Annotated in this window: 22 protein-coding genes; 9 read left to right on the plus strand and 13 right to left on the minus strand. The window is 63.0% G+C overall.

Annotation, left to right across the window (positions count from 1 at the left end; translation table 11 throughout):
* Positions 1-87 precede the first annotated feature (87 nt).
* Positions 88-3,993 carry an ATP-dependent RNA helicase HrpA gene (gene hrpA / locus KTR60_RS13330; RefSeq protein ID WP_007735198.1) on the minus strand — a complete coding sequence of 1,302 codons (3,906 nt, stop codon included), beginning with the start codon at positions 3,991-3,993 and terminating at the stop codon, positions 88-90.
* Positions 3,994-4,094: 101 nt separating this feature from the next.
* Here hrpA and KTR60_RS13335 point away from each other — a divergent pair, with 101 nt between their 5' ends.
* Entirely contained in the window at positions 4,095-4,724 is a 630-nt protein-coding gene (locus KTR60_RS13335; protein WP_007735199.1) for a Pr6Pr family membrane protein, read from the plus strand.
* On the opposite strand, the gene KTR60_RS13340 is transcribed toward KTR60_RS13335, so the two are convergent.
* Complete coding sequence (locus KTR60_RS13340) at positions 4,695-5,012, minus strand: DUF2322 family protein (protein WP_003942194.1); 318 nt, start codon at positions 5,010-5,012, stop codon at positions 4,695-4,697. The two genes, KTR60_RS13335 and KTR60_RS13340, sit on opposite strands and share 30 nt — an antisense overlap.
* A gap of 132 nt (positions 5,013-5,144) precedes the next feature.
* Between KTR60_RS13340 and KTR60_RS13345 the strand changes: the two genes are divergently transcribed.
* Entirely contained in the window at positions 5,145-6,368 is a 1,224-nt protein-coding gene (locus KTR60_RS13345) for an aspartate aminotransferase family protein (RefSeq protein ID WP_083058496.1), read from the plus strand.
* Between the two features lie 2 nt (positions 6,369-6,370).
* Here the strand turns inward: KTR60_RS13345 and KTR60_RS13350 are convergent, their stop codons facing one another.
* Entirely contained in the window at positions 6,371-6,637 is a 267-nt protein-coding gene (locus tag KTR60_RS13350; RefSeq protein WP_007732799.1) for a hypothetical protein, read from the minus strand.
* Between the two features lie 17 nt (positions 6,638-6,654).
* On the opposite strand from KTR60_RS13350, the gene KTR60_RS13355 reads away from it, so the two are divergent.
* Positions 6,655-7,353 carry a hypothetical protein gene (locus KTR60_RS13355; RefSeq protein ID WP_003942163.1) on the plus strand — a complete coding sequence of 233 codons (699 nt, stop codon included), beginning with the start codon at positions 6,655-6,657 and terminating at the stop codon, positions 7,351-7,353.
* On the opposite strand, the gene KTR60_RS13360 is transcribed toward KTR60_RS13355, so the two are convergent.
* The 3 genes from KTR60_RS13360 to KTR60_RS13370 form a co-directional block, all read right to left on the minus strand.
* Entirely contained in the window at positions 7,339-8,019 is a 681-nt protein-coding gene (locus tag KTR60_RS13360; protein ID WP_003942237.1) for a PhzF family phenazine biosynthesis protein, read from the minus strand. The genes KTR60_RS13355 and KTR60_RS13360 overlap by 15 nt on opposite strands.
* An 80-nt stretch (positions 8,020-8,099) precedes the next feature.
* Positions 8,100-8,639: a carboxymuconolactone decarboxylase family protein gene (locus tag KTR60_RS13365; protein ID WP_003942122.1), complete on the minus strand. Its 540-nt coding sequence runs from the start codon at positions 8,637-8,639 to the stop codon at positions 8,100-8,102.
* A gap of 2 nt (positions 8,640-8,641) precedes the next feature.
* Positions 8,642-9,229: a peroxiredoxin gene (locus tag KTR60_RS13370; RefSeq protein WP_003942119.1), complete on the minus strand. Its 588-nt coding sequence runs from the start codon at positions 9,227-9,229 to the stop codon at positions 8,642-8,644.
* A gap of 229 nt (positions 9,230-9,458) precedes the next feature.
* On the opposite strand from KTR60_RS13370, the gene KTR60_RS13375 reads away from it, so the two are divergent.
* Positions 9,459-10,379, plus strand: a complete 921-nt coding sequence (locus KTR60_RS13375) for a hydrogen peroxide-inducible genes activator (protein WP_030536897.1) — start codon at positions 9,459-9,461, stop codon at positions 10,377-10,379.
* A 28-nt stretch (positions 10,380-10,407) separates the two neighbouring features.
* On the opposite strand, the gene KTR60_RS13380 is transcribed toward KTR60_RS13375, so the two are convergent.
* A complete protein-coding gene (locus tag KTR60_RS13380; protein WP_007732803.1) occupies positions 10,408-11,808 on the minus strand; it encodes an FAD-binding oxidoreductase in 1,401 nt (466 codons plus the stop codon).
* 122 nt (positions 11,809-11,930) lie between these two features.
* Positions 11,931-12,779 (minus strand): LysR substrate-binding domain-containing protein, encoded by an 849-nt coding sequence (locus KTR60_RS13385; protein ID WP_003942255.1) that lies wholly within the window; start codon positions 12,777-12,779, stop codon positions 11,931-11,933.
* Between the two features lie 56 nt (positions 12,780-12,835).
* On the opposite strand from KTR60_RS13385, the gene KTR60_RS13390 reads away from it, so the two are divergent.
* Positions 12,836-13,243: a DUF5997 family protein gene (locus KTR60_RS13390; protein ID WP_007732807.1), complete on the plus strand. Its 408-nt coding sequence runs from the start codon at positions 12,836-12,838 to the stop codon at positions 13,241-13,243.
* A gap of 53 nt (positions 13,244-13,296) precedes the next feature.
* On the opposite strand, the gene KTR60_RS13395 is transcribed toward KTR60_RS13390, so the two are convergent.
* The 3 genes from KTR60_RS13395 to KTR60_RS13405 all read right to left on the minus strand — a co-directional run bounded on the left by KTR60_RS13395 (position 13,297) and on the right by KTR60_RS13405 (position 18,006).
* Positions 13,297-15,801 (minus strand): DEAD/DEAH box helicase, encoded by a 2,505-nt coding sequence (locus KTR60_RS13395; RefSeq protein WP_210378369.1) that lies wholly within the window; start codon positions 15,799-15,801, stop codon positions 13,297-13,299.
* A gap of 26 nt (positions 15,802-15,827) precedes the next feature.
* Positions 15,828-16,865, minus strand: a complete 1,038-nt coding sequence (locus KTR60_RS13400; RefSeq protein WP_007732813.1) for an alpha/beta fold hydrolase — start codon at positions 16,863-16,865, stop codon at positions 15,828-15,830.
* Between the two features lie 181 nt (positions 16,866-17,046).
* The gene (locus KTR60_RS13405; protein WP_003942198.1) at positions 17,047-18,006 is read right to left on the minus strand and encodes a proteasome assembly chaperone family protein; all 960 of its coding nucleotides are present in this window, start codon (positions 18,004-18,006) and stop codon (positions 17,047-17,049) included.
* Between the two features lie 355 nt (positions 18,007-18,361).
* Between KTR60_RS13405 and KTR60_RS13410 the strand changes: the two genes are divergently transcribed.
* Together KTR60_RS13410 and KTR60_RS13415 are read left to right on the plus strand one after the other, a co-directional pair.
* Positions 18,362-19,117 (plus strand): sensor domain-containing protein, encoded by a 756-nt coding sequence (locus KTR60_RS13410; RefSeq protein ID WP_007732815.1) that lies wholly within the window; start codon positions 18,362-18,364, stop codon positions 19,115-19,117.
* 155 nt (positions 19,118-19,272) lie between these two features.
* Complete coding sequence (locus tag KTR60_RS13415; protein ID WP_209908418.1) at positions 19,273-20,406, plus strand: DUF4192 domain-containing protein; 1,134 nt, start codon at positions 19,273-19,275, stop codon at positions 20,404-20,406.
* Here KTR60_RS13415 and galE read toward each other — a convergent pair.
* Positions 20,403-21,392 (minus strand): UDP-glucose 4-epimerase GalE, encoded by a 990-nt coding sequence (gene galE, locus KTR60_RS13420; RefSeq protein WP_209908421.1) that lies wholly within the window; start codon positions 21,390-21,392, stop codon positions 20,403-20,405. The genes KTR60_RS13415 and galE overlap by 4 nt on opposite strands.
* Positions 21,393-21,400: 8 nt before the next feature.
* Positions 21,401-22,087: a metal-dependent transcriptional regulator gene (locus KTR60_RS13425; RefSeq protein WP_003942150.1), complete on the minus strand. Its 687-nt coding sequence runs from the start codon at positions 22,085-22,087 to the stop codon at positions 21,401-21,403.
* Between the two features lie 176 nt (positions 22,088-22,263).
* On the opposite strand from KTR60_RS13425, the gene KTR60_RS13430 reads away from it, so the two are divergent.
* Positions 22,264-23,535: an acetoin utilization protein AcuC gene (locus KTR60_RS13430; RefSeq protein WP_003942159.1), complete on the plus strand. Its 1,272-nt coding sequence runs from the start codon at positions 22,264-22,266 to the stop codon at positions 23,533-23,535.
* Entirely contained in the window at positions 23,528-26,239 is a 2,712-nt protein-coding gene (locus KTR60_RS13435) for a bifunctional GNAT family N-acetyltransferase/acetate--CoA ligase family protein (protein ID WP_030536893.1), read from the plus strand. The genes KTR60_RS13430 and KTR60_RS13435 overlap by 8 nt, the downstream gene beginning before the upstream one ends.
* Positions 26,240-26,307: the final 68 nt, after the last annotated feature.

Below are 26,307 nucleotides of genomic sequence, written 5' to 3' on the forward strand. Positions count from 1 at the left end.
TTCGCCAACACTGTTGCCACCTTTGGCGGTTTCCTCACCAACGTCAACATTCAGACAATCTACTGATCCCGCAATTCTCGCCGAACATCAACGCTTGATCGCTTCGATAGCTTTCAGGACTCGCTTTTCGGAAATCGGTGTGGGTGTACCGAGGGACTGCGCAAACAGGCTCACGCGCAGTTCCTCGATCATCCAACTGATCGCGTCGACATCTCGAGCAGTGCGACGCTCTTCGGGAAGCGAACTCACCAACTGGTCGTACGCTGCGTACACCCGGTCGAGGACATCCATAGCCTGCTGATCTCGTTGTGCACTTGCGGGCAGAGCTTCGAGACGGAATTTTGCTGCGGCAAGATACCGCGGTAAATCGCGTAGGCGGGCCGATCCCAGTTCGGCGACAAATCCCGGAAACAGCAGTGAGGTCAACTGTTCTCGGACGTCGTCGGCTGCCTCGCCGCGCGAGCGGTCCAGCACGACGCTCAGTTGGTGTGCTTGTTCGAGGATCGGAACAATCATGCGCAGGATCGCGGAAACGCGTCCGGCCAGTTCGGAGCGTGCGATCTTCACCAGGGCATCGAACGCTTCAGGCGTGCGTACCGGTCCACCGTGGGCCGCAATCACTTCGTTGGCAGCTGCCACCCGGCAATCTTCGACGAGGGCCTCCAAGCCGCCGTCCGGATTCTGGCCGAGAGCCAGACGCTGAGTGTTCGACAAGCCGGCGGTCACTGCCTTGAGTTGGGTGGGAACGGCCGCGAGGAGAAGCGCCCGCGTACCTTCCCTCATCGCCTGCGCCTGCGCGGCCGGCGTACTCAGGACACGAACGGCAACTCCGCCGTTCTCCGGCACCAGAGCTGGGTAGCCGGTCACCTGCTGTCCGCCGATGGAGCGAGTGATGGTCTCTTCCAATGCGCCCAGGGTTTCGGATGTCCAGACGGTTGCCGCTGTCCGTTCGGTTCCGGTTGCCGCCTTGGCCACTTCCTTCTGCACGCGCGGGGCGAGTGTGCGTCGTAGCTGCGCCAGATCCTTGCCCTTCGCGAGAACCTTGCCCGATTCGTCCTCGACGACAAACGTCATCCGAAGATGGTCGGGCAGCGCGGCGGGATCGAAGTCCTTGGCGTCGATCTGGATCCCGCCCAAGTGCGAGAGTTCGCGGGCCATTGCGGTCATCAACGGCTCGGATCGAGGTTTGACTGCTGCCAACGCTGCGGCGGCGTAGTCGGGTGCGGGCACGACAGCGCGTCGGATGTTCTTGGGCAACGTCTTGATCAGAGCAGTAACCAGATCGACGCGCATACCGGGGACCAACCAGTCGAAGCCGACCGGCTGAAGTTGCGCGAGCAGGCCGACCGGGATGTGCGCGCTGACGCCGTCGTCGTCCTTTCCCGGCTCGAATTGGTAAGTGAGTGGAAACTGCATGTCGCCTTGGCGCCAGGCGTCCGGGTACTCGCCGCCCAGTACTGCAGCTGCGTCGGAGTTGACCACCGTTTCCGGTGTGAAAGTCAGCAGACTCGGATTCTTGCGCCGCTCGGTCTTCCACCACTGGTCGAAATGCTTGGCGGATACGGCTTCCTGGCCGATACGTTCGTCGTAGAACTCGTAGAGAGTTTCGTCGTCGACGAGGATGTCGCGTCGGCGCGCGCGGTTCTCGAGTTCTTCGACGTTGTCGAGGAGTGCACGGTTTTCGTGGAAGAACTTGTGGTTCGTCTGCCATTCGCCCTGCACGAGCGCATGGCGGATGAAGAGATCGCGAGAGGCCTCGGGATCGATTCGTGAGTACGTCACTGCGCGGCCGGTTACCAGAGGAACTCCGTAGAGAGTGACCCGCTCGTATGCCATCGCCGAGCCGCGCTTGGAGGACCAGTGCGGTTCGGAATAGGTCCGTTTCACCAGGTGCGGGGCGAGCTTTTCAGCCCACTCGGGTTCGATACGCGCGGACATGCGCGCCCACAGCCTCGACGTTTCCACGAGTTCGGCGGCCATGACCCAGCGTGGTGGCTTCTTGAACAGTCCCGATCCGGGGAAGATCGCGAAGTGGCTGCCCCTGGCGCCGAGGTAGTCCCGCTTCTCGCCCTCGCGTAGCCCGATATGCGAGAGCAACCCGGCAAGGAGCGACTGATGGATCGCGTTCTCGCTTGCCGGTGTCTCTCCCACTGTCCAGCCGAGACCGCGGGTGATCTGCCGGAGTTGCCCGTGCAGATCCTGCCATTCGCGGATGCGGAGCCAGTGCAGGAACTCGTTCCGGCACATCTTGCGAAACTGGTTGGAGGACAGATCGTTACGTTGTTCGCGTAAGTAGTCCCACAGTTTCAGGTAGGCCAGGAAGTCGGAGTTCTCGACGTTGAAGCGGGCGTGCTTTTCGTCGGCGGCTTGCTGGAACTCGGCGGGCCGCTCGCGAACGTCCTGGATGGACAACGCCGCGACGATGACAAGGGTTTCGTGAAGGCAACCGTTGTTCTTGGCTTCCACCAGCATCCGTGCCATCCGCGGATCCACCGGAATCTGGGCCAGCTCGCGGCCGACCGGCGTCAGTTCGGGGTGGCTGGCCTCGGAACCTCGCGCGATGGCGCCGAGTTCCTCGAGGAGTCCGATTCCGTCCTTCACGGCGCGCTGGTCCGGCGGTTCGACGAAGGGGAATGCCGCGATGTCGCCCAGGCCGAGGGCCGTCATCTGCAAGATCACGGATGCGAGGTTGGTTCGCAGGATCTCCGGTTCGGTGAATGCCGGCCGTGACTCGAAGTCCTCCTCGGAATACAGGCGGATGCAGATTCCTTCGGCGACGCGGCCGCAACGCCCGGAACGCTGACGAGCTGACGCCTGCGAAATGGGCTCGATCGGCAACCGCTGAACCTTGGTGCGCACCGAATATCGCGAAATGCGCGCGGTTCCCGGATCGACGACGTACCGAATGCCGGGAACGGTCAGCGAGGTCTCGGCCACGTTGGTGGCAAGGACGACGCGTCGGCCGGTGTGCGGCGAGAACACTTTGTGTTGCTCGGCAGCAGACAGCCGCGCGTACAGCGGGACGATTTCGGTGTTGCGAAGACGCCGATCGCGTAAAGCATCTGCGGTGTCGCGAATTTCGCGTTCGCCGGAGAGGAAGACCAAGATGTCGCCTTCGCCCTCCACGCTCAGCTCGTCGACCGCCTCGCAGACCGCGTCGACGGGATCGCGGTCGAAGGTGATGTCGCCGGATTCGACGGTCAGTGGCCGGTAACGCATTTCGACAGGGAATGTTCGCCCGGATACCTCGACGATCGGCGCGGGCTTACCGTCGACAGCGAAGTGCTTGGCGAAGCGCTCGGGATCGATGGTCGCCGACGTGATGATGACCTTGAGATCGGGTCGGCGGGGGAGCAGCTGAGCCAGGTATCCGAGGATGAAGTCGATGTTGAGGCTGCGTTCGTGCGCTTCGTCGATGATCAGCGTGTCGTAGCGTCGGAGCATACGGTCGCGCTGAATTTCGGCGAGGAGAATGCCGTCGGTCATGAGCTTGACGTAGGTGCGGTCCGAGACCTGGTCGGTGAACCGCACGGTGTATCCGACGGCGTCGCCGAGTTCGGTGTCGAGTTCTTCGGCGATACGTTCGGCAACGGTGCGTGCTGCCAACCGGCGCGGCTGTGTGTGTCCGATCAAACCGCGGACGCCACGTCCGAGTTCGAGACAGATCTTCGGGATCTGGGTTGTCTTACCCGAGCCGGTCTCGCCGGCGACGATGACAACTTGATTCTCCGAGATCGCGGTGGCGATATCGTCTTTGCGCTGACTGACGGGCAGTGCTTCGGGGTACGAGATCGCGGGGACGTTCGCGGCGCGGTTCGTCAATCGAGTGCGTGCGGCGTTAATTTCTTCGGCCAGCGCCACCAGAGCGTCGGGTGTGCGGGCACGGTCGAGTTTGCGACGGAGTCGACTCTCGTCGCGGAGTGAGACCTGCGCCAGTGCGCTCTTCAGGTCACTCCGCTTGGGGGAGAGCGGGGCCGGTGGTGTTGTAGACATGCTGATGACAGCCTATCGAACGCGTTCACAACTACCGCTCGCAGATCGTTTTGATGTGCAAATATCGACCAGTGACGACAAATACCGCAAATGAGTCATCGGTGCCTGTCTTGTCGACGCCGATCGCCGTGCGAGCCCTGAGACTGTTGTTTGCTGTGTTCGGACTTGCCGCTTTGCTGTGGATCCCGATCCGTGACGCGGCTGAGCTGTCTCTGTCGAACTATCTGAGCTACTTCACCATCGAGAGCAACATTCTTGCAGTGATCGTGTTGCTGATCGGTGCAATTCGAGATCCACAATCGCAGGCGTGGCAGTCGATCCGCGGGGCGGTGACGCTGTACATGGTGATCACCGGCATCATCTACGCCGTCCTCCTGGCAGATATCGACGTCAATTTGAACGATGCCTGGATCAACTCGGCACTGCATCGGATTCTTCCGTTGGTCATGCTGCTCGACTGGGTGTTCTTCGCCTCGAGGCACACGATCTCCGAAGCACGTTCACTGCAGTGGTTGCTGTTCCCGGTCGTGTACGGCGTGTACACGTTGATCCGAGGCTCGATCGTCGACTGGTATCCCTACCCGTTCATGGATCCGCGCCACCAGGGCTATCTGGCCCTGTTCATCGGATTCGTCGTACTGGGCATCGCGATGGCCCTGATGGCGTTGGCAGTCAATGCCGTCGGACGGCTGGGAGCCGGGCTACGCGGACGGAACGCTGCGAAGTCCTAGGGGATTGCCGGAGGCGAGCACCTGCTCGAGGCGGTCCACGTTCGGATGCTTACCGGGGTTCGCCCGCGCGTCCTCGGTGTGCTCGGCGAAGATCGTCAGTCCTGCCGAGGCGGCTTCGGGTGTCAGCGCGCCGTAGACCTGAGCGAGATGGTTGTACACCTTGACCGAGCCGGACTTTCCGGGCTTGTTCTCCACGGTGTCGATGACGTTTCCGTCGGCGTCGAGTACCTCGATGGCGGCCAGATGATCGATGGCGGGCAGTGCTGCAAGATTGTCGGCAAAAGTCATGGTCGACAGATTACGGGTGCGCCCGTGAAAGCCGGTGCCGGGCGAGCGCCGTCGTGCGCGGATTCCTGGTGTCGATATAGTCGCAGCACATCGTTTGCACACCAGCATCGTTTGTATTCGAAGGGGACAATGATGGCTTCGGCATTGTGGCACGGGTTCGCGGACATGGGCGCTGTGGAGAAGAACGGCGCGTTTGTCGTCTCTCGCGGTGAGGGCGCGTACATCTGGGACCGCGAGGGCACTCGGTATCTGGATGCGACGGCGGGCCTGTGGTTCACCAATGTCGGGCACGGGCGCACGGAGATCGCGGATGCGGTGGCGGCTCAGTTGTCGAAGATCGCTCATTTCTCGAATTTCGGTGATTTTGTTCCCGAGACCACGCAGGTGTTGGCCGAGCGGTTGGCGACGATCGCGCCGGTTGCCGGGAGCAAGATCTTCTTCACCTCGGGTGGTTCGGATTCGGTGGACACTGCGGCGAAGCTGGCTCGCCGGTACTGGCACGAGGTGGGGCAGCCGGAGAAGACGATCATCGTCGGTCGTCAGAAGGCGTACCACGGAATGCACGTTGCGGGAACAGCTCTGGCGGGTATTCCGGTGAACCGTGAGGGGTACGGCGAGCTGATGGCGGATGCGGCCACGGTCGGCTGGGATGATGCGAAGAGTCTGCTCGAGTTGATCGAGCGGGTCGGTGCGAACAAGATCGCTGCGTTCTTCGCGGAGCCGATCATCGGTGCGGGTGGGGTGTATCTGCCGCCGGAGGGGTATCTGGCGGAGGTGCGTGACATCTGCCGCGAGCACGACATCCTCTTTGTCGTCGACGAGGTCGTGACCGGTTTCGGCCGGATCGGTGGTGAGTGGTTCGCGTCCACTCGTTTCGATTTGCAGCCCGACATGATGACCACGGCAAAGGGTTTGACGTCGGGTTACGTTCCGATGGGTGCGGTGTTCATCGCGCCGCGGGTGGCGGAGCCGTTCTATGCGGGTTCGTGGTGGCGTCATGGCTACACGTACGGCGGTCATGCCGGTGCTGCTGCTGCGGCGATGGCGAACCTCGACATTCTCGAGCGTGAGAATTTGCTCGCGGAGTCGAAGCGTTTGGAGGCGTCGTTGCATACGCATCTGCAGCCGTTGGCGGAGCATCCGCGGGTGGCGGAGGTTCGTAGTGGGCTCGGTGCGGTTGCTGCGGTGCAGTTGGCTGATCCGGCGGAGGCGTTGCCGTTCGTGAAGACGCTTCGTGAGCATGGTATTTCGGGTCGCGCTGCGGGTCAGGGTGCGATGCAGATTTCGCCGACGTTTGTGATGACCGACGATCAGGTCGCGGAGATGGCAGCAGGGATCCTCGCAGCCCTCGGATGAGTTCAGTTGCGGCGCCGGAAGAGTTTCTCGATTCGGCGCCGCACAGCGTTGGGTGCAGGTTCGAGTTCCAGAACCTCTTGTTCCGACTGCTTGGCGTAGGCCTGGGTGTACCGCTCGTGCAGTACCGAGCGAATTTCGTCCGGAGAGTAGGCCCGACGCTGGCGTTCGCCGCGCGCAACGAGAACCCCGGTGGCGGCAACGCCCATCGCACCGGCGAGGCCGACCAGTTTCCAAACGTGCGAGGCGCGCAGAGGAGTAGGGAGTTTCATCCCTCTACGCTAGAGGCATGGACCGACGATTGCTTTCGCAGGTGAGTCTCGACGAGGCCGCCGCGGCGACCCGCACGGGCGACATCTGGATCTTCCGCGGAGAGTCGACGGCGGACCGGGCCATCCAGACGCTGACCAACAGCCCGGTCAACCACGTGGGAATGTCGGTGGTGATCGACGACCTCCCACCGCTGATGTGGCATGCGGAACTCGGTCACTCGCTGCAGGACATGTGGACCGGACGCTTCCAGCGTGGTGTCCAACTGCACGATCTGCGATCGGCCGTTCAGGTTTGGGGCGCCAAGTACGGGCAGCGTGGATGGTTGCGCCAACTCGACCACGAAGTCACCCGGGAGCAGGAAGACGCTCTGCTCGAGACGATCGCGCGGCTGGACGGTACGCCTTTCCCGTCGACGGCCAAGCTTGCTTCGCGCTGGTTCGGCGGCCGAATCCCGAAGCTGCGCAAGAAGTCCGACGTATCGGCAGTGGCCGTCGAGAGCGCCTACTGCGCCGAAGTGGTTGCCAAGACCTATGAAGCGATGGGTCTGCTCGTCGGTAATCGTCGTGTCAACTGGTTCGACCCGGGCAAGTTCTGGAGTGGAGATCAGTTGCCCCTCGCGCCGGGAGTTGCGCTCGGTGACGAGATCTCGGTATCACTGAGTGCACGTGACCTCGAGGCCGGACGCAATCCCGCCGGGTACTCACAAGGTTCGTGACGGCTCGGCGACGACGCGGCCGCCGACTTCGAGCCAACCTTCCGGAGAGAAGGTGGTGTGAAGCACCGATCCGCGTCCCTGGGTGATGAGCAGTGATTTCCTCAATCGGTCCGTGATGCGCAGCGCTGCAGATCCGGTCGCCTCGTCCTCGGCGATTCCCATCACCGGTGCGAACATGCGTGCGCGGATGGCAGCCTCGAGCTTGTCCTGCCATGCCCACAGATACGAATGATCCGCCTCGTAGTCGGACGGATCGGCGTCGATGACGTCGTCCACCGTGTCCATCGGATAGATCGCGAATTCCGGTGCCCATTCGGCACGCGCGCGTACCCACGTCAAAGCGCCGGATTGGCGGACGTCGACACTGCCGGCAGGAACGTCGAGGGCGCTCACGCGACGGCCCTGTTCGCCCAGCCACCACGTGGCACCGACGGTCGGGTGTCCGGCGAAGGGGAGTTCTGCTGCCGGAGTGAAGATCTGGACCCGCGCACGCGAGGCGCCGTCATCCGGAACGTCGATGAAGATGGTCTCGCTGTAGTCGAGTTCCTTCGCGACAGCTTGTCGATCCGATTCTGCAACCGTGGACGCGTCGACGATTCCCAGCGGATTCCCGTGCTTGCCGTTCTCGTCCGTGAAGACCCGGACCACACTCACCTCGATACCCATCGGTCCACCCTAGCGCGCGAAAAGCCCTCCCCACCTTCACGGTGGGGAGGGCTCGTCGAACTGCACTCAGGTCCGAGTGATCAGACCTGTGCGGCAGAGAGGATCTCGTTGGCTTCGACAGCCTGTGCGACGCCCGCGACGATGGAACCGGCGCGGATCGCTTCGAAGATGACCTCGCGGTCGACACCTTCCTGGCGGAGGGTGTTCTCGTGAGCTTCGAGGCAGTGGTTGCAGCCGTTGATCGCGGACACTGCAAGCGACCACAATTCGAAGTCGGCCTTGTCGACGCCCGGGTTGCCGATGATGTTCATCCGCAGGCCGGCACGAAGGTCGTCGTACTTACCGTCGAGGTAGCCCTTGGTGCGGTAGAAGACGTTGTTCATGCCCATGATCGACGCTGCGCCGAGAGCGGCGTTGTATGCCTCTGCCGACAGGTTGTCGGCAGCCTCGGAAGCAATCTCCTTGAGCGTGGACGCAGACTTGGTGGCTGCGGCCGTTGCGAGGAGCGTTCCCCACAACTGCTGCTCGTTCAGGACCGTCGTGCGCGCAATGGAACTCAGGTTGAGCTTGAGGTCCTTCGCGTACTCCGGAAGCGAGTTCTTGAGGTTCTCGACGCTCATACTCAGACGCTCGCAGTCAGGAGCTCGCCGGCGTTGATGGTCGGGTCGCCCTTCTTCCAGTTGCATGCGCACAGCTCGTCGCTCTGGAGAGCGTCGAGGACGCGGAGAACCTCGTCGACGTTACGGCCGACGGAACCGGCTGTGACGGAGACGAACTGGATCTCGTTGTTGGGGTCGACGATGAACGTCGCGCGGTCTGCAACGCCGTCGGCGTTGAGGACGCCGGTGGCCTCGGCAAGCTCGCGCTTGAGGTCCGAGAGCATCGGGAAGGGGAGGGTCTTGAGCTCTTCGTGCTGTGCACGCCACTGGAAGTGCACGAACTCGTTGTCGACGGAAGCGCCGAGAACCTGAGCGTCACGGTCTGCGAACTCTTCGTTGAGCTTGCCGAATGCAGCAATCTCGGTGGGGCACACGAAGGTGAAGTCCTTGGGCCAGAAGAAGACGATGCGCCACTTGCCTGCGTAGTCGTCACTGGTGACGGTGGTGAAGTAGTCATCGGGCTGCTGGGCATCGACCTTGGACAGGTCGCCGCCGATGACAGCCGTGAGGTTGTAAGCGGGGAACTGGTCGCCGATTGTGAGCAGAGCCATGTGTCTCATTCTCCTACGTGTCTCGTGAACAGGAATTTCTTGCGCACACGATCCGGCTGTTCGGACTGTGACGGCCGAACGTGCTGGATCGAGAGGATTTGTCACCGTCAGCGGGTCGGACGGTTTCGACTGGAGTGTCGAGGTTGTGACCGGCGCTTTTTGGTATGAGTCCATTCTGCATCAAACCGTTCAAAAGGTAAAGGTGATGGGTGGCACTACACTGATAGGCATGTCTGATCAGACTTATCAACCTTCCTTGTCACAGCTGCGTGCCTTCGTGTCGGTCGCCGAGTATCGGCATTTCGGTACTGCCGCAGCGCGTTCCGGTGTGAGCCAACCCACACTGTCGCAGGCGCTGGCAGCTCTAGAGGCGGGGCTGGGAGTCAGACTGATCGAACGCAGTACCCGGCGTGTGCTCGTGACCGCGGACGGACAGCGCTTGCTCGGTCAGGCCAAGCAGATTCTCGAAGCTGCCGACGGTTTCGTCGCGAGCGCGGCCGGCTCCGGCGACTCTCTGACCGGACCGCTACGCATCGGGTTGATCCCGACCGTTGCGCCCTACATTCTTCCGGGGTTGTTGCCGGAGCTGCGCGAGAAGTTGCCGTCGTTGGCGCCGCAAATAGTCGAGGATCAAACGGCGCGCCTACTCGATGCACTGCGATCGGGAGCGCTCGACGTCGCGGTGTTGGCGCTTCCTGCCGGAACACCTGGCCTGGTGGAAGTTCCTGTGTACGAAGAGGATTTTGTGATGGTCGTGCCGAACGATCATTCCTTGGCCGGACGTGTCGATCTCACGGCGGACGTGCTCGACGCGCTGCCGTTGCTCTTGCTCGACGACGGCCACTGCCTGCGTGACCAGACGTTGGATCTGTGCCGTTCGGTAGACGCCCATCCGCTTGCCGGCGACACGCGGGCTACCTCTCTCGCGACAGTCGTGCAATGTGTGGCCGGGGGACTCGGGGTGACTTTGGTCCCGGAATCGGCTGTTGCAGTGGAGGTTCGACGCGGGGACTTGTCGACGGCGCGTTTCGCTTCGCCAGCTCCCGGTCGCACGATCGGCGTCGTGTTCCGCTCGTCGAGTGGCCGAGCAGAAGGATTCCGTCAGCTGGCCGAGCTGGTCCGTTCGGTCAGCCCGACGGTTCCTCGATGACGTAACTCGTTCGACGTCGACGTGAAAGCTAGTCGAGAGAGCCTTCTTTCACGGCAATGACCGCTCCGGGATTGAGAATTCCCAGCGGGTCGAGCGCATCCTTGACCTTGCGATTGAGGGCCATGACGTCTTCACCCAACTGTGACGGCAGCCAGTCGCGCTTGAGTCGACCCACCCCGTGTTCGCCGGTGATCGTGCCGCCGAGCGCGATGGCGAGATCCATCACCCGTCCGAATGCGATCTGTGCGCGTTCGGACATGTCCGGGTCTGCGGGGTCGAAGACGATGAGCGGGTGGGTGTTTCCGTCTCCGGCGTGCGCCACCGTGCAGATCAGGACGTCGAGGTCGTCTGCGATGGCTTCGACCCCGGTTACCAGCTGGGGGAGTGCGCGCATGGGAACGCCCACGTCTTCGAGAAGCAGACTTCCCATCGCGAGCACGGCCGGGAACACCGCTCGCCGTGCCGCCGCAAAAGCGTCACCTTCGGCCTGGTCATCGGTGGCGAATACTTCGGTGGCTCCGTTGTTTTCGCACGCCTGAACAATCGTCTCGATTTCCAGCACGCCTGCCGCGCCGGGTGCGTCGGACTGCGCGAGCAGTAGTGCGTGAGCCTTGCGGTTGAGACCCATGCGTACCGAATCCTCGACAGCATTGATACTGGCGTGATCCATGAACTCGAGCATCGCCGGACGCATGTTGCTGGTGATCGCCAAGACCGCGTCGGCAGCTTCTTGCACCGAGTCGAACGAGGCCACGACGGTTGATGCGGGCGGTTGTGCCGGAATCAGACGCAACGTGATTTCCGTGATGATGCCGAGAGTGCCCTCGCTGCCCACGAACAGTTTGGTGAGTGAGAGTCCGGCGACGTCCTTGAGAAGGGGACCTCCGAGGCTGACAGCTGTACCGTCCGCCAGCACGACCCGGAGTCCGAGAACGTAGTCGGTGGTAACTCCGTACTTGACGCAGCAGAGTCCGCCGGCGTTGGTGGCTGCATTGCCGCCGATGGAACAGATCTCGAAGGACGACGGGTCAGGTGGGTACCAGAGTCCGTGCTCTGCGGCGGCTTTCTTGACCTCCGCATTCATCAAGCCGGGCTGAGTGACCGCCACACGGGCGACCGGGTCGATCGTGATCTGTCGCATTCGATCGGTGCTGACCACGATGCAACCGTCGACGGCGCTGGATCCACCGGACAGGCCCGAGCCGGCACCTCTGGGAACCACCGGTACGCGGTTGGCGGTTGCCCATCGCATGACTGCTTGGATGTCTTCGGTGCACGTTGCGCGAACCACGGCAGCGGGATGGCCGGCGGTCGGGTCGGCGGCCCAGTCCTGGCGGTAGCCCGCGGTCACGTCCGGATCCAGCAGGACGGCTCCCTCGGGGAGTGCCGCTACCAATTCGTCGAGGGCTGAAGAACTCGCGGGAGTCATACTCTCATCATGCTCGACGGAGTTCGACGATGCGCCAATTCGCGAGACCACAGCCCGAGTCTGTCGCGCCTGATCAGTTCAGCGTTGTCCGGCAGCGATCCTCCGAGTTGCCAGTTGAAGCCCTAGCGGCCCTTCTGCTTTCCGGAGAACCGGCCACCCGAACTCTTGGTCCCACCGGACTTGCCGCTGCCTGATTTGCCGCCCGCCTTGGCCTTACCGGAACCGGCGTTGCGTCCGGATATGTTCTTTGCGGTGCCGGCGCCCTTAGCTTTCTGCCCGTTCTTGGCAGCTTCTGCGCGACGCTCGCGGGCCGCGATCTTGGCCTTGACGGAGCCCTTGATCTTCTCCGCCGGCTCACCGTTTCGGCCGCGGGAACTCTGCGCCGTTCGGCCCCGCACGATGCCGATCAGTTCCTCGACCAGATCTGTGGTCTTGGACTCCATCCATGCCAAAGCCACAGGAGCCTCGGGCGCACCGTCCACCGGACGGAAGGTCAGGTCCTTGCGATGGTGGAACCGCGCCAGCGAATGGGGAACCACGACAACTCCGACGCCGGCGGCCACCAACTCGATGGCGTCGGCGATGGTCGCGGGTCGCTCGGCGGCGGTCTTTCCGGGACGGGTCGGCCAGTCGAGTCTGTCGTCGAGAGGATCGAGCACTATCTCGTCGGCCAGATCGTCGACGGAAATCTGATCGACAGTAGTGAATACGTGATCTTTCGGTACCACCACCACCGGGGTTTCCGCGTACAGCGAGATGGCGCTGATGCCGGTCCGGTCGATCGGCAGTCGAACCAAACCTGCATCTGCTTCACCGGCGCGAAGTGCAGCTTCGAGTTCGAGAACCGGGAACTGAACAAGTTCCAGACGCACCTCGGGGAGCCGCTCGTGCCACACCCGGACCCACTTGGTGGGCGTCACCCCCGGGGCGTACGCGAGTCGAAAAATTGCCTGACTATCCGCGTCTGTCACCAGGCAAGGCTACCGCCTTGGTAAAAGCACCCGTATCGGCTGGTTACTCTTGTTGCATGACGTCGAACAAAACTCCCCAGACGATGAAGCCGACGACGGCTGCCAAGAAGCTGGGTGTGTACCTGGAAGCAACACCTGCGCAGTTCCAGGAAGGCGACGTGACTCGTGACGAGCTGACCGCTCTGCAGACCGATCCGCCGGAGTGGCTGCTGGAGCTGCGACGCACCGGACCGCACCCTCGCCCGGTCATCGCCGCCAAGCTGGGCGTATCGATCGCCGGGCTGGCCCGCGGCGGCGTCGAAGAAGCACTCACCACGGATCAGATCGCCGCACTCCTCGAAGAGAAGCCCGAATGGCTCGAAAAGGAACGCGCTGTTCAGGCCGAGGTGCGGGCCGAGAATGTTCGCATCAAGGAAAAGCGCGCTGCTCGCCGCAACCAGCCGCGGAAGGCTCGAAGGGGCTGACGCCCCCTGTGCGCCTTTTTGGTAGCGATGACTACCAAAAAGGCGCACAGGCGCTAGCCTTCTACGACGCTCAGCTCGTCGAACACGATTTCACCCGCGGCATCCGATTCCGGGATGTCGACGACGGCAAGCAGTGCCCATCCGTGATCGCCCTCCGGATCCTCGAGCACCTGCCGCACCCGCCAGAACTCACCCTCTTCGGTGACCTGGAAGAGCGCCGGCCCGCGCGCCGATGGCCCGCTTCCGATTGTTGCGTACTCCTCGAAGTACGGGAGTAGTTGCTCTTCCCACTCGGCGGCGTCGATACCGTCCTCGAGGTTTTCCAGCTCATTCCACTGCCGACGCGACGCGAGGTCGATGCGTCGGAACATCGCATTGCGCACCATGACGCGGAATGCGCGCGGGTTCGCCGAGATGGGACGGGGAATGTCGGCGCCGAACGCAACCTCTTCCGTATCTGCCTCGGCTCCGGGGTCGGTGAGTGACTCCCATTCGTCGAGCAGGCTCGAGTCGACCTGACGGATCAGCTCGCCCAACCACTCGATGATGTCTTCGAGTTCCTCGGTGCGCGCTTCCGCCGGGACGGTCTGTCGCAGCGCGCGGTAGGCGTCGGCGAGGTAGCGCAGGACGAGGCCCTCGGACCGGGTGAGTCCGTAATGGCTGATCAACTCGGCAAACGTCATGGCGCGTTCGATCATGTCGCGCACCACGGACTTGGGGGAGAGGGCGAACTCGGTGATCCACGGGTGGCCACCCCGGTACATTTCGAAAGCCGGGAACAGCAAGTCCGACAACGGTTTCGGCCACGTAACCTCTTCGAGGAGTTCCATGCGCTCCTCGTACTCGATGCCGTCGGCCTTCATCTGCGCAACCGCTTCGCCACGAGCGAAGTGCTGCTGCGCCATCAGAACCTGACGCGGATCGTCGAGCGTCGACTCGATGATCGAGACGACATCGAGTGCGTAACTGTCGGATTCGACGTCGAGAAGTTCGAATGCCGCCAAGGCGAACGGTGAGAGTGGCTGGTTCAAGGCGAAGTCGCGTTGCAGGTCCATCGTCAACCGAGCCATGCGGCCGTACTCGTCGGGTTCGTCGAGGCGTTCCACGATGCCGGCGCTGAGCAATCCGCGATACAGCGAGATCGCTTTGAGGATGTGCTTGCGCTGCGCCGGACGCGATTCGTGGTTGTCCTCCAACAGGTGCCGCATCGCGTCGAAGCAGTTACCCGGGCGGGCAATGACATTGAGCAGCATCGAGTTGCTGACCGAGAATCGCGACACCAACGGCTCGGGCGAGGCGGCGACCAAGCGATCGAACGTCGCTTCGCTCCAGGACACAAACCCCTCGGGAGCCTTCTTGCGTTGAATCTTCTTGATCTTCTTCGGATCGTCGCCGGCCTTGGCGACTGCCCGCAGATTCTCTACTTCGTGTTCCGGTGCCTGGACGACGACGGTGCCCATCGTGTCGTAGCCTGCACGACCCGCGCGGCCGGCGATCTGATGGAACTCGCGGGCTTTCAGATGCCGAGTGCGGACGCCGTCGTACTTGGCCAGACCCGTGAGCAGCACCGTGCGGATCGGGACGTTGATGCCGACGCCGAGGGTGTCGGTACCGCAGATCACCTTGAGAAGCCCGTCCTGTGCGAGAACTTCGATGAGCCGTCGGTACTTGGGCAGCATGCCCGCATGGTGAACGCCGATGCCGTGCCGGACCAGGCGGGAGAGTGTTTTTCCGAACCCGGTGGTGAAGCGGAAACCACCCAGCGCCTCGGCGATCGCTTCCTTCTCTTCTTTGGAACAGAAGTTGACGCTCGTCAATGCCTGGGCGCGTTCGAGCGCGGCGGCCTGCGTGAAATGCACGATGTAGACGGGGGACTGGTTGGTGGTCACCAGATCTTCGATGGTTTCGCCGACCGGCGTGGTCGCGTACGAGAACATCAAAGGCACGGGGCGTTCTGTGCCGGAGACGACGGTGGTGGGTTTCCCGGTACGCCGCGTCAGATCTTCGGAGAAGAAGTCGACCTCACCGAGAGTTGCCGACATCAACAGGAACTGGGCGTGCGGCAACTCGATGAGCGGAACCTGCCACGCCCAACCTCGATCGGGTTCGGAGTAGAAGTGGAACTCGTCCATCACGACCTGGCCGATATCGGAGTTCGGGCCCTCGCGCAGTGCAAGATTCGCGACGATTTCGGCCGTCGCACAAATGATCGGCGCCGACGAGTTCACGGCGGCGTCGCCGGTCATCATGCCGACGTTCTCGGCACCGAAGACTTCACACAGCGCAAAGAACTTCTCGCTCACCAAGGCCTTGATCGGTGCTGTGTAATAGGTGCGCTTGCCGAGCGACATCGCATAGAAATGCGCGCCGATCGCCACCATCGATTTGCCTGACCCGGTCGGCGTCGCAAGGATCACGTTTGCACCCGAGACCAACTCCATGACGGCCTCTTCTTGGGCCGGGTAGAGCGTCAAACCTCGTTCGATGGTCCACGAAGAGAAGGCGTCGAAAACGGAATCAGGATCCGCGTTGTCGGGGAGAAGTTCCGTCAGCAGCACTCGTACAGGCTAGCCGCAACCGTGGATCAGGTTGCGCTTCGCTCGTCCGAGCCCATGGCGTCGAGCACCGCCATGCGGGTGGACGACGTTCCGGTGATGGTGTTCTCGCCGACCCCGGAGATCAGCATGTGGCGCCAGCGAGCCTCGTCGAAGACGAGTGGTGCGGTGCTGGAAAGAAAATCTTCGACGATCTGCAGGAAACGCATCGGATCGTCGCGGAACGGGAAGTGGCCCGAGCCGCGGAAGACTTCGAGGCGTGAGTTCGGCATCGCCGCGTGCGCGAGATGAGCGTGGGAGACGGGAATGACGGAGTCGTCGTCGCCCCAGATCAGTTGAACCGGCAGATTCTCGGTCAGATAACAGCGGTCGAGCATCGTGACGACCTGTCCGCGCCAGTCCACGACGGCCCGCAGCGTACGAAGGTAGGCCTCGTAGGCAGTGGGGTCGGGGAGATCAGCGAGCACGCGAATCAGGTCCGGTGTGTCATGCAACATGGTGCCGGGACGCAGATTTGAACCGTGAACTACGCCGGCAAGGTTCCCGGCCATCCGGACGAGCGGCATCGCACCAGGTATCCGGAGCAGCTTTACCACCTCGTTGACCACCGGAACGGACATGAGGCGAAGCAGCGGATGGACGTCCTTGGTGACGCCACCGGCCGAGACCAGCACGAGGCGATCCACCATGTGTGGGAATTGGTAGGAGAACTGCATCGCTACGCCGCCGCCGAGCGAGTGCCCGATGACGGTGACGTGCTCGATGCCGAGCGTCGACAGAAGATCCCGCATGCCGTTGGCGTACGCGGCTACCGAGTAATCCGCGCGTGGCTTGTCGGAACGGCCGTGACCCAACAGGTCAGGTGCGATGACTGTGTACTTCTTGGCGAGGTGGGGAATGATCTCGGTCCACGTCGACGAGTTGTCGCCGATTCCGTGCAGGAGTAGTACTGCCGGACCCTCGCCGGCTATCCGAAATGCGCGTCGGTAGCCGTGAATCGTCCGGAACATCATCCGCGGTTCCTCGTCGGGGACCGGTCGGAGCTGACGGTTCCGTGGTCTGCTCATGTCGCCTCCTGGCTCGGCGTGTGACCACGTTGACTGTCTGCTCCAGTTGTTGAGCCGTCAACGAAAATCACACAGAGTTTGAGGCTATCCGACGGATGTGTCCTGAACAACAGCCCAGGTAACGGAGGGGTTGCGGAATGCGCACAATGTCGAATTATGCGCCCCGCCCGTCACATTTTCGTCAGTTGTCGCCTCGATCGAGGTCTCCAGCTGAGCCGAAGTCGTCATTTCCCGCCTGTTCGGCCAGGAACTTTTCGAACTCTGCGCCGATCTCGTCACCGCTGGGAAGGTCGGCCTCGCCGGCCAGAAGGGACGACTGTTGTTCCTGAGCGGCGACAAAAGTGTCGTATTGACGCTCCAAAGCGTGGACTACAGTCTGAACTTCTTCGTTCCCGGCTATGTGCTCGTTAACCTGTTCCCGAACGCGCGCCGCGGCCTCACCCAGTGCCACCAAGGGCAACTCCAGATCCGAAACCTCGGAAACGTTTTCGAGCAAAGTTTCTGCGGCGCCCGGGTAGTCCGTTTGCGCGAGGTAGTGGGGGACATGCACCGAAAAGCCCATCGCCTCGTGCCCGTGCTGAGACATACGAAGCTCGAGCAGTGATGATGCGCTGCCGGGAACCTGCAGTTCACCTGACCAACGCTGATGGTCCTGGATCAGGTCCTTGTTGGTCGAATGTGCTGTCACACCGAGCGGTCGGGTGTGCGGGATTGCCATCGGAATCGCGTTGAGCCCGATGGTTCGACGCACTCCCAACTGTTCGGACAACAGTCGAACAGCTGTGGTGAACCGCTCCCACTTGAGGTCCGGTTCCATCCCGGCAAGCAGCAGGAACGGCGTGCCGGCCGTATCGCGCAGTGCGTACAGATTGAGCGCCGGAGCGTCGTAATCGGAGAAATGATCGGCCTTGAACGTCATCGTCGGTCGACGCGAGCGGTAGTCGATCAGCTCGTCGACAGCAAACGACGCGACAAGCTCGGTCTCGAGGCTTTCGCGCAGATGCGTCGTCGCCAACTTCACGGCGTGACCGGCGTCGGAGTAACCCTCGAGTCCGTGAATCAGGATCGGTCCCTGGCCGTCGGCAGCCGCCAACTGGGGCGCCGGAAATTCCAGCTCGTACATCCTCGACTGTTCGTCCATCGCAGTCCCCTTCGCTCTTCGGTCTTGATCTCAAGTGTCCACTATCGGCGCACGCTCGACAGCATCGGAGTCAGGTGCCCGACAGCACTGGATCAGACGTTCATCGGTAAGAACACCGAGTCGGTGACCGATCATTCCCGATCCGACGAGACGGGCGTTCGCCGAGAGCGAAGCTGAGCGGTATTTTTCGACACTTGGCCTGGGCGTTCGCTAGATGTCGGGTGCGCGGCTTCGGACATGGCAGAGTGGAACACAAGGTCGGCACGGCCGATTTGTCCGAAATGGATTGGTCGATTGTCGGGATCGGTCGAGTGCGGAGGCTTACATGCGGGTGTGTCCACGATCGTCCAGGCGAGTGGCCGCATGCTCACTTGCTGCGGTGGCCGCCGTTGCACTACTCGCGGGCTGCTCCGGGTCGGTCCAAGGAGCACCCGTTCCGGACTCCGCGCCGGCGACTGCCGGTGCGACCGACAGCGGCACGGCGGCGCCGAGTACGACGGCTGCACCCAAATCCTCGACGCCGAAATCCACCTCTCCGAAAACGGCGGCACCGCTGTCCGAACTGCTGCTGACTCCCGAGGAATTCCCCGAGCCCTTCGGCGCTGTTGTGCTGCCCCCGCAAGCCGTTCCGATGGCAGCGCCGGATCTAGTCGGCGTCCCGCGCGGTGCCACCGTCGATCCGTCCGAATGTGAGCCACCGGAACAGGATTACGGTCCGAACGGGACCGTGATGGCGGTCGGGACCGACAACGCGACGAGGGCAACGATTTCGGTCGAACTCACGAAGGTCGATGCACCACTGGACGAGTTGGAAGCGCAAACTCGGCAGTGCCCGTCCATGACTGTCACTGCGAACGGCGTCACTACGGCAGTGACGACGGAAATTCTTCCGCCGTCGCCGATCGATGCCGACAAGACGATGTCACTTCGCCGCACTGTCGTGTCCCCCAAGGCCACAGCCGGTGATCAGACGATGCTGACCTTGATCGCGCAGGTCGGCGACGTACGGGTGGCGACAACACTGATGACGTTCGGTTCTGCGACGCCCTCGACGGCACCGCTGGATCAAGCGTTCACCGCAGCCGTGCAGAAGGTCAAAGCAGGCAAGTGATTTCACAGCACACAGGTCCGACAAGTAGCGGAGCTGCTCGGTGCGGCGCGGTACTTGGTCCCCAACAAATGCGGTAATCCACAGACGAGTTGGACGCAGCTGTTTTCCCTGCTCGAGCAGACGGTCGGGTCAGGGTGATCAGCGACGGTGTGTGCATGACGACATCACCTCTTCCGGGAGAATTCGAATTCTCCGACGACGACCTTGCCGCCCTTCTCGGATGCGTCGAACGCGTCTCCGATCCAGGCGAATTGATCGCGGCAATACCCGCACTCCTGGGCTTCCATCCGTCCAACTCTGTGGTTGCGCTGTCTCTGATGGGCGCCTCCGCCTCGACGCTCGGACCAGTGATGCGGCACGACTACTTTCCCAGTGTCAGGGGAAAGCCCGCGAGGCAGATGAGCGCGGCGCTGCGCCAGTTCGCCGCCGTCTGTGACGGGGAAGGCGCGCGTGCGGTCGTTCTCGTGGTGATCACCGATTGCTCGGCGGCTGAAACTCTGATCGATGAAACCATCGAGCTGGCCGAGGTATTCGAAGACATGCTCGGCGGAACCTGCGTCGAGCTGGCCGACGTATTGTGCACGGCCGCAATAGAATCTGGCCAGCCGTGGACGAGCGTCATGCGTTCGATTCACCGCGGCACCCTGCCAGACCCGGCATCTTCGTCGGTTGCAGCAGCACAGGTGTTGGGCGGGAGGGTCATTCGCCGTTCGCGTGAGGAACTGGTCCGGTGGGTACACGGCGCCGCTCGCAATCACGACACGATTGCCCGACTGATCGCGAGCCGACGAGAGTCGAGCGCGCACAGTGGGGGACCGAGCGGTGAAACCGCAGTTCAGTGCCGGATCGATCTGGTGTTGGAACACGTCCGCCGTGTCGAGGCAGGCGCTCACCGCCCTGACCCGCAGGAATGCGCCGATCTGGTGGTCGCATTGACGGACGTACGCGTGCGCGACGTGGTGCTGGGATTGGCGATCACGTCCGTTGCGGCACATGCTGAGCAATTGTGGCTCCTGCTCACCCATGAAGTCCCGTTGCCCGAACGAGCTTGGCCGGCAACACTTCTCGGCTTCTTTGCATACGTGCGTGGCGACGGACCTCTGGCAGGTGTTGCGCTGTCGGCCGCGCTGTCGGCCGATTCGGAACACACCTTGGCGGGATTGCTGGATCTATCGCTGCAATCCGGTATGCGCCCCGACGGAATCCGTGACCTCGCGGCCGTCGGATTGTCCATCGGGGAATCGCTCGGAATCACCGGCTTGCCGCCGGCACTGCCGAATGGAAGCTAGCGAGCAGCGTGTGAGCGGTCGCCCAGATCCTGGAGGAACTGCCATGCGTCGGCGACGATGACGTCGAGATCGGTACGCGTGGGCGTCCAACCCAGCTCGGCCATCGCCTTGTCGCTCGATGCGATCAGTACTGCCGGATCACCCAGCCGTCGTGACGCGTCCTCGACGTTGATCGGCAGGCCGGTGACCCGCGCACAGGCGGCGATCACCTCGCGCACGCTGAAGCCGGCACCGCTTCCGAGGTTGTAGATGCGGTGCTCGCCGGGAACCGAGGATTCGAGCGCCAGTAGATGTGCTTCGGCGAGGTCCAGCACGTGGATGTAGTCGCGTACCGCGGTTCCGTCCGGCGTGGGCCAGTCGGTTCCGAAGACCGAGATCTTGTCCCGCTGTTCGAGCGCGACCTGCAGGACGAGTGGAATCAGGTGGGTTTCGATCACCCGGTTCTCGCCGGCGGACTTGTACGCACCTGCGACGTTGAAGTAGCGCAAGCTCGTCGCACCGAGGCCGTGGGCGATCGAGTACGAGGTGATCGCATGATCGATCGCGAGCTTGGTCGCGCCGTACGGATTGGTGGGGCGGGTCGGAGCGGTCTCCACGATGGGGGACTGCTCCGGTTCGCCGTACGTAGCGGCGGTGGACGAGAACACGAGGCGGGGAGTACCGGAGACACGGATAGCCTCGAGCAACTCGATGGTCGTGACGACGTTTCCGCGCCAGTACTTTTCAGGGTGAAGCACCGATTCGCCCACCAGCGACTGCGCTGCGAAGTGAAGCACACCGTCGAAAACCGGTGAACCCGCACTGCCGAGGACGTCGGCAGCAAGCGCTCCCACGTCTCCTTCGATGAACTCGGCACCGGCAGGCACCGCGTCGGCATTTCCGGTGGAGAGGTCGTCGATGACGACAACCTCGTGTCCACGCTCGAGCAACACAGTGCTGCATACACTGCCGACGTAACCGGCGCCGCCGGTGACCAGGAGTTTCATCTACTTCCTCAGACCTGCTTGACCTGAACGGCGTGAGCCATTTCCTCGGACAGGTCGAACCCGCTGTGACCCGGCACGATGATCGTCACCGAGCCCGGACGGGTTTCGACCGTCACCCTGGCGTCGGGAACGACGCCGGCGTCACGCAGCTGCGCGATCACCTCGGGATCGGACTGCACGTGCTCGGCCAGTCGCCGAACGACCACAGCTGTCTGTGCGCCGTGCGGAATATCGGTCAGGCGCACCAATGTTTCGGTGGTGGCAACCGGGCCGTCGAGTCCCAACTGGTCCAAGCCCGGAATCGGGTTGCCGTAGGGCGACGTCGTGGGGTTGTTCAGAACGACGACGAGCCGACGCTCGACCTCCTCGCTCATCACGTGCTCCCAACGGCATGCCTCGGCATGTACGTCTTCCCATTTGAGACCGATGACGTCCACCAGCAGGCGCTCTGCCAACCGGTGCTTACGCATGACAGAGATCGCGAGATCGCGACCCTTGTCGGTGAGTTCCAGATGTCGATCGCCGGCGACCATCAGCAAGCCGTCACGCTCCATACGCGCAACAGTCTGGCTGACGGTGGGTCCGCTCTGTTCGAGCCGTTCGGCGATCCGCGCCCGGAGTGGGACTACGCCCTCTTCTTCCAAGTCGTAGATCGTCCGGAGATACATCTCCGTGGTGTCGACTAGATCCTTCACACTCAACCCCTTCGTCAGTTGATCATTCTACCGTTCAGTTCGTGGTTCCGGTGCCGCCTCCACCGCGGCGAGTCCAGCGCGTGTCCGAATTGGATTCGTGTCACTCGATCTCGGTCTCCGAAGCGGGCCACGAGTGTGGTGTGCAGCACGAAACGAGAAGGAAGTAGCGTGATCCCATGACCGCGTCGATCAGATCTGACGGGGACCCCGCGGCGTCTCGAGCGAATCGAGTCGTGGTGTGGAGTCCGGAGTACCTGAGCTATCGGTGGAGCGCCGATCACCCGATGAATCCCACTCGCCTCGATCTCACGATGGCACTCTCGCGAAGCCTCGGACTTCTCGAGGGCATCGAATTTCTCGAACCGAGTGCCGCGTCCGATGCCGACCTCCTCAGAATCCACACACCGGCATATCTTGCAGCGGTCAAAGACGCGGGTAACTCTGCGAACAACGGTGTGAGCGGCCAGGATGTTCCCCACGGGCTCGGTACCGAGGACAACCCGGTCTTCCCGCACATGCACGAAGCCAGTGCGATCCTCGCCGGCGGCTCGCTGGCCGCAGCGCAGGAAATCGCTTCGGGACGTACGAGGCGCGCGGTCAGCATCGGCGGCGGCATGCATCACGCGATGGCGGATTGGGCCTCTGGATTCTGCGTCTACAACGATGCGGCGGTTGCGATTTCGTGGCTGCTCGACAACGGCTACGACCGCATCGCCTACATCGACGTCGACGCTCACCACGGCGACGGAGTGCAACATGCGTTCCTCGGGGACCCGCGGGTGCTCACGGTCTCGCTGCATCAGCACCCGGCAACCTTGTGGCCGAACACCGGATGGTCGAGCGAGGTCGGCGACGGGGCCGCCGAAGGTACGGCGGTGAACATCCCGGTGCTGCCCGGAACCGTCGACGCGTTGTGGCTGCGTGCATTTCACGCCGTCGTCCCGGGAGCCATTGCAGCCTTCCGCCCGCAGATCATCATCAGCCAGTGCGGAGTCGACTCGCACCGCGAGGACCCGCTCGCGGATCTCGCCCTCACCGTCGACGGTCAGCGCGCCGCGTTCCTGGCGATGCGTGACCTCGCCGACCGCTACTCCGAGGGGCGGTGGCTGGCAGTCGGAGGCGGGGGATACGGACTGGTGCGCGTCGTGCCGAGGGCATGGACTCACTTGATCGCTGCAGCGCTCGATCGCGAGATCGACGTCGACACCGCTGTCCCGGAAGACTGGAAGGAATCGACGAAGCTGCGAGCGCCGAGCGTCGACCTCCCGCCGACCATGGGGGACGGCGGCGATGTCGCCTACACGCCGTGGGACGGCCCGGGTGGTACACCGGAGACAGGTGTCGCCTCGGTGGACCGTGCACTCACCCGTATCGACTCGGCGATCATCGCGACACGTCGCGCTTCGTTCCCGCTACTCGGACTCGACCCGGAGGATCCCCGTGACTGAACAGTCCGATACCGAAGCTGCCGGCGGCGAGGCGAGCGGCCAGGCGCCGAAGACCGACCCCGCTCACACCTATCCCCATTCCTGGGTAGTCGATGTTCTCGCCTCCGACGGCGGAGCGGTGGCGTTGCGACCCATCGTTCCCGAAGACGCGGACAAGCTCGTCGAATTCCACGGCAAACTCTCCGAGCGCACCCGGTATCTGCGCTACTTCGGCCCGTACCCCACGATGTCGGCGCGCGACGTCAAGAACTTCACGACGGTCGACCACCACAACCGCGTGGCGTTCGTGATGATGCTCGGCGACGAGATCATCGCGGTGGGTCGATACGAGCGACTGCTCGACGTCGGTGACGGAAAGTCTGCCGAGGTCGCCTTCGTCGTCGCCGACGCACACCAGGGGCGCGGCCTCGGCCCGATCCTGCTCGAGTACCTGGCAGCGGCAGCGGCCGAGAACGGTCTGACGATGTTCGTCGCCGAGGTCCTCTCCGAGAACCGCAACATGGTGACGGTGTTCCGTGAGGCGGGGTATCAGGTGAGCCGCTCTTTCGACGGTGGCGTGCTGAGACTCGAATTCGCGATCGACCCGACGGAAGCGCTTGTTTCAGTACGTAATTCGCGTGAGCGGGCAGCTGAGGCCCGCAGCATGGGAAACGTGCTCAGCCCGCGATCGGTGGCGGTGATCGGCGCATCAGCGGACCCGGCCAAAGTGGGTAACGCGGTGTTGACCAACCTGCTGCGCGGCGGATTCACCGGACCGGTCTATCCCGTCAACGCGGAGCATCGTTCGGTACACGGCGTTCGGGCATATCCGACGGTTCGTGACATCCCCGACGACGTCGATCTCGCCGTCGTGGCTGTACCTGCAGAATCGATCAATTCGGTACTCGACGACTGCCTCGACAAGGGCGTCAAAGCGCTGGTGGTCGTCTCGTCGGGCTTCAGTGAGAGTGGTCCGGACGGGCGCTCGTCCGAACGCAAACTGGTCCATGCAGCGCGCGCTCACGGTATGCGCCTCATCGGCCCGAATGCGCTGGGTGTCGCGAACAACGACCCGGCGATTTCGTTGAATGCGACGCTCGCGCCGGTCTTGCCGGTGGCAGGCAACGTCGGCTTCTTCTGTCAGTCCGGCGCGCTCGGTATCGCCATTCTCGACGAAGCCGCGCGCAGCCGAATCGGATTGTCCGCCTTCGTTTCCGCCGGTAACCGTGCGGACGTCTCGGGTAACGACCTTCTGCAGTACTGGGATTCCGACCAGTCCACCGAAGTGGTCCTTCTCTATCTGGAGAGCTTCGGCAACCCACGGAAGTTCTCTCGCATCGCGCGTCGAGTTGCGCGGAAGAAGCCGATCGTCGCAGTGAAGAGCGGTCGGCACGCGGTTCCGCCAGTGCTCGCCGCCACCGGAGTCGAGATCGACGATTCGATCGTCCGCGCCCTCTTCGAACAGGCGGGCGTCATTCAGGTCGGGTCCATTTCACAATTGTTCGACTGCGCCTTGCTCTTCGGATACCAACCGTTGCCCGCCGGCCCCCGGCTTGCGGTCATCGGCAACTCGACCGCGCTCGGTGTCCTTGCTGCGGACGCGGCCCGCAGTGAAGGTCTGCAGGTCAGCGACCCGGTCGACCTCGGCGCCCAGGCGAGTCCGGAACTGTTCGCCACTGCCGTGCGCGACGCTTTGGCGTCGTTCGACGTCGATGCCGTCATTGCCGTCTTCGTTCCTCCGGTCGCCATTCCGGTCGAGCCGTTCGCGAAAGCACTCAAGGACGCCGTCGCAGGCTCGGACAAGCCGATTCTCACCACGTTCCTCGCAGCTGAGGGTGTGCCGGACGTCCTGGCGGTTCGTGACGAAGTCGGTAACCCGACCCGCGGTTCGGTGCCGTCCTACCCGGGGCCGGAGCGTGCCGCCCTGGCGTTGGCGAGGGCTTGGCGATATGCGGAGTGGCGCAGCAAGCCTGCGTCGAAGGTGGTTCGCCCCGTGGGTATCGACTCCGAGCGAGCCCAGAAGATGGTGGCCGATTGGCTTGAAAACTCTCCTGGCCGTTGGCTTTCAGATGTGGAAGCGGCGGCGCTGCTCGAGTGTTACGGGGTCGCCGTCGTCGAATTCCGTTCGGTCCTGAGCGAAGACGAAGCAGTAGAGGCAGCGGATGCTGTCGGCTACCCGGTCGCGGTCAAGGCAACCGGCGAAATGTGGCGACACCGACCGGATCTGGGCGGTGTCAGGCTGGATCTGAGTGGACCGGAATCGGTGCGCCTCGCTTACCGAGATCTTGCGGCCGCGTCGGGTGAACCGCTGCTGCACGTGCAGAAAATGGCAACCAAGGGCATCGGATGTGTGGTTGGTGTCCAAGACGACCCGTCGTTCGGTTCGCTGATCTCGTTCGGGCTTGCCGGTGTGATCTCCGATCTCCTCGGTGACCGTGCCTATCGCGTACTGCCTCTCACCGAGGACGCTGCTACGGAATTGATCGACGCGCCCAAGGCCGCGCCGCTTCTCTCCGGATACCGCAACGCCGTTCCGGTCAACAAGGGTGCGTTGGTCGATCTGGTCCAGCGCATCTCGGCGCTGGCCGACGACATTCCCGAAGTCCGCGAACTGGCCTGTGAGCCGGTACTCGCTTCGGCTACCGGCGCGGAGATCACCGATTCACGTGTCCGAATCGGACCTGAGCCGAGCGCAATCGACCTGGGGCCCAGGCGGCTGCGGTAGACACAGCGAACAACACCGGCCACCGCACATTCCCGAGGGGGAGGGAAGTAGCGGTGGCCGGTGCTTTG

The sequence above is a fragment of the Rhodococcus sp. C1 genome, assembly GCF_020809065.1.
Lineage (GTDB): Bacteria > Actinomycetota > Actinomycetes > Mycobacteriales > Mycobacteriaceae > Rhodococcus_F > Rhodococcus_F qingshengii.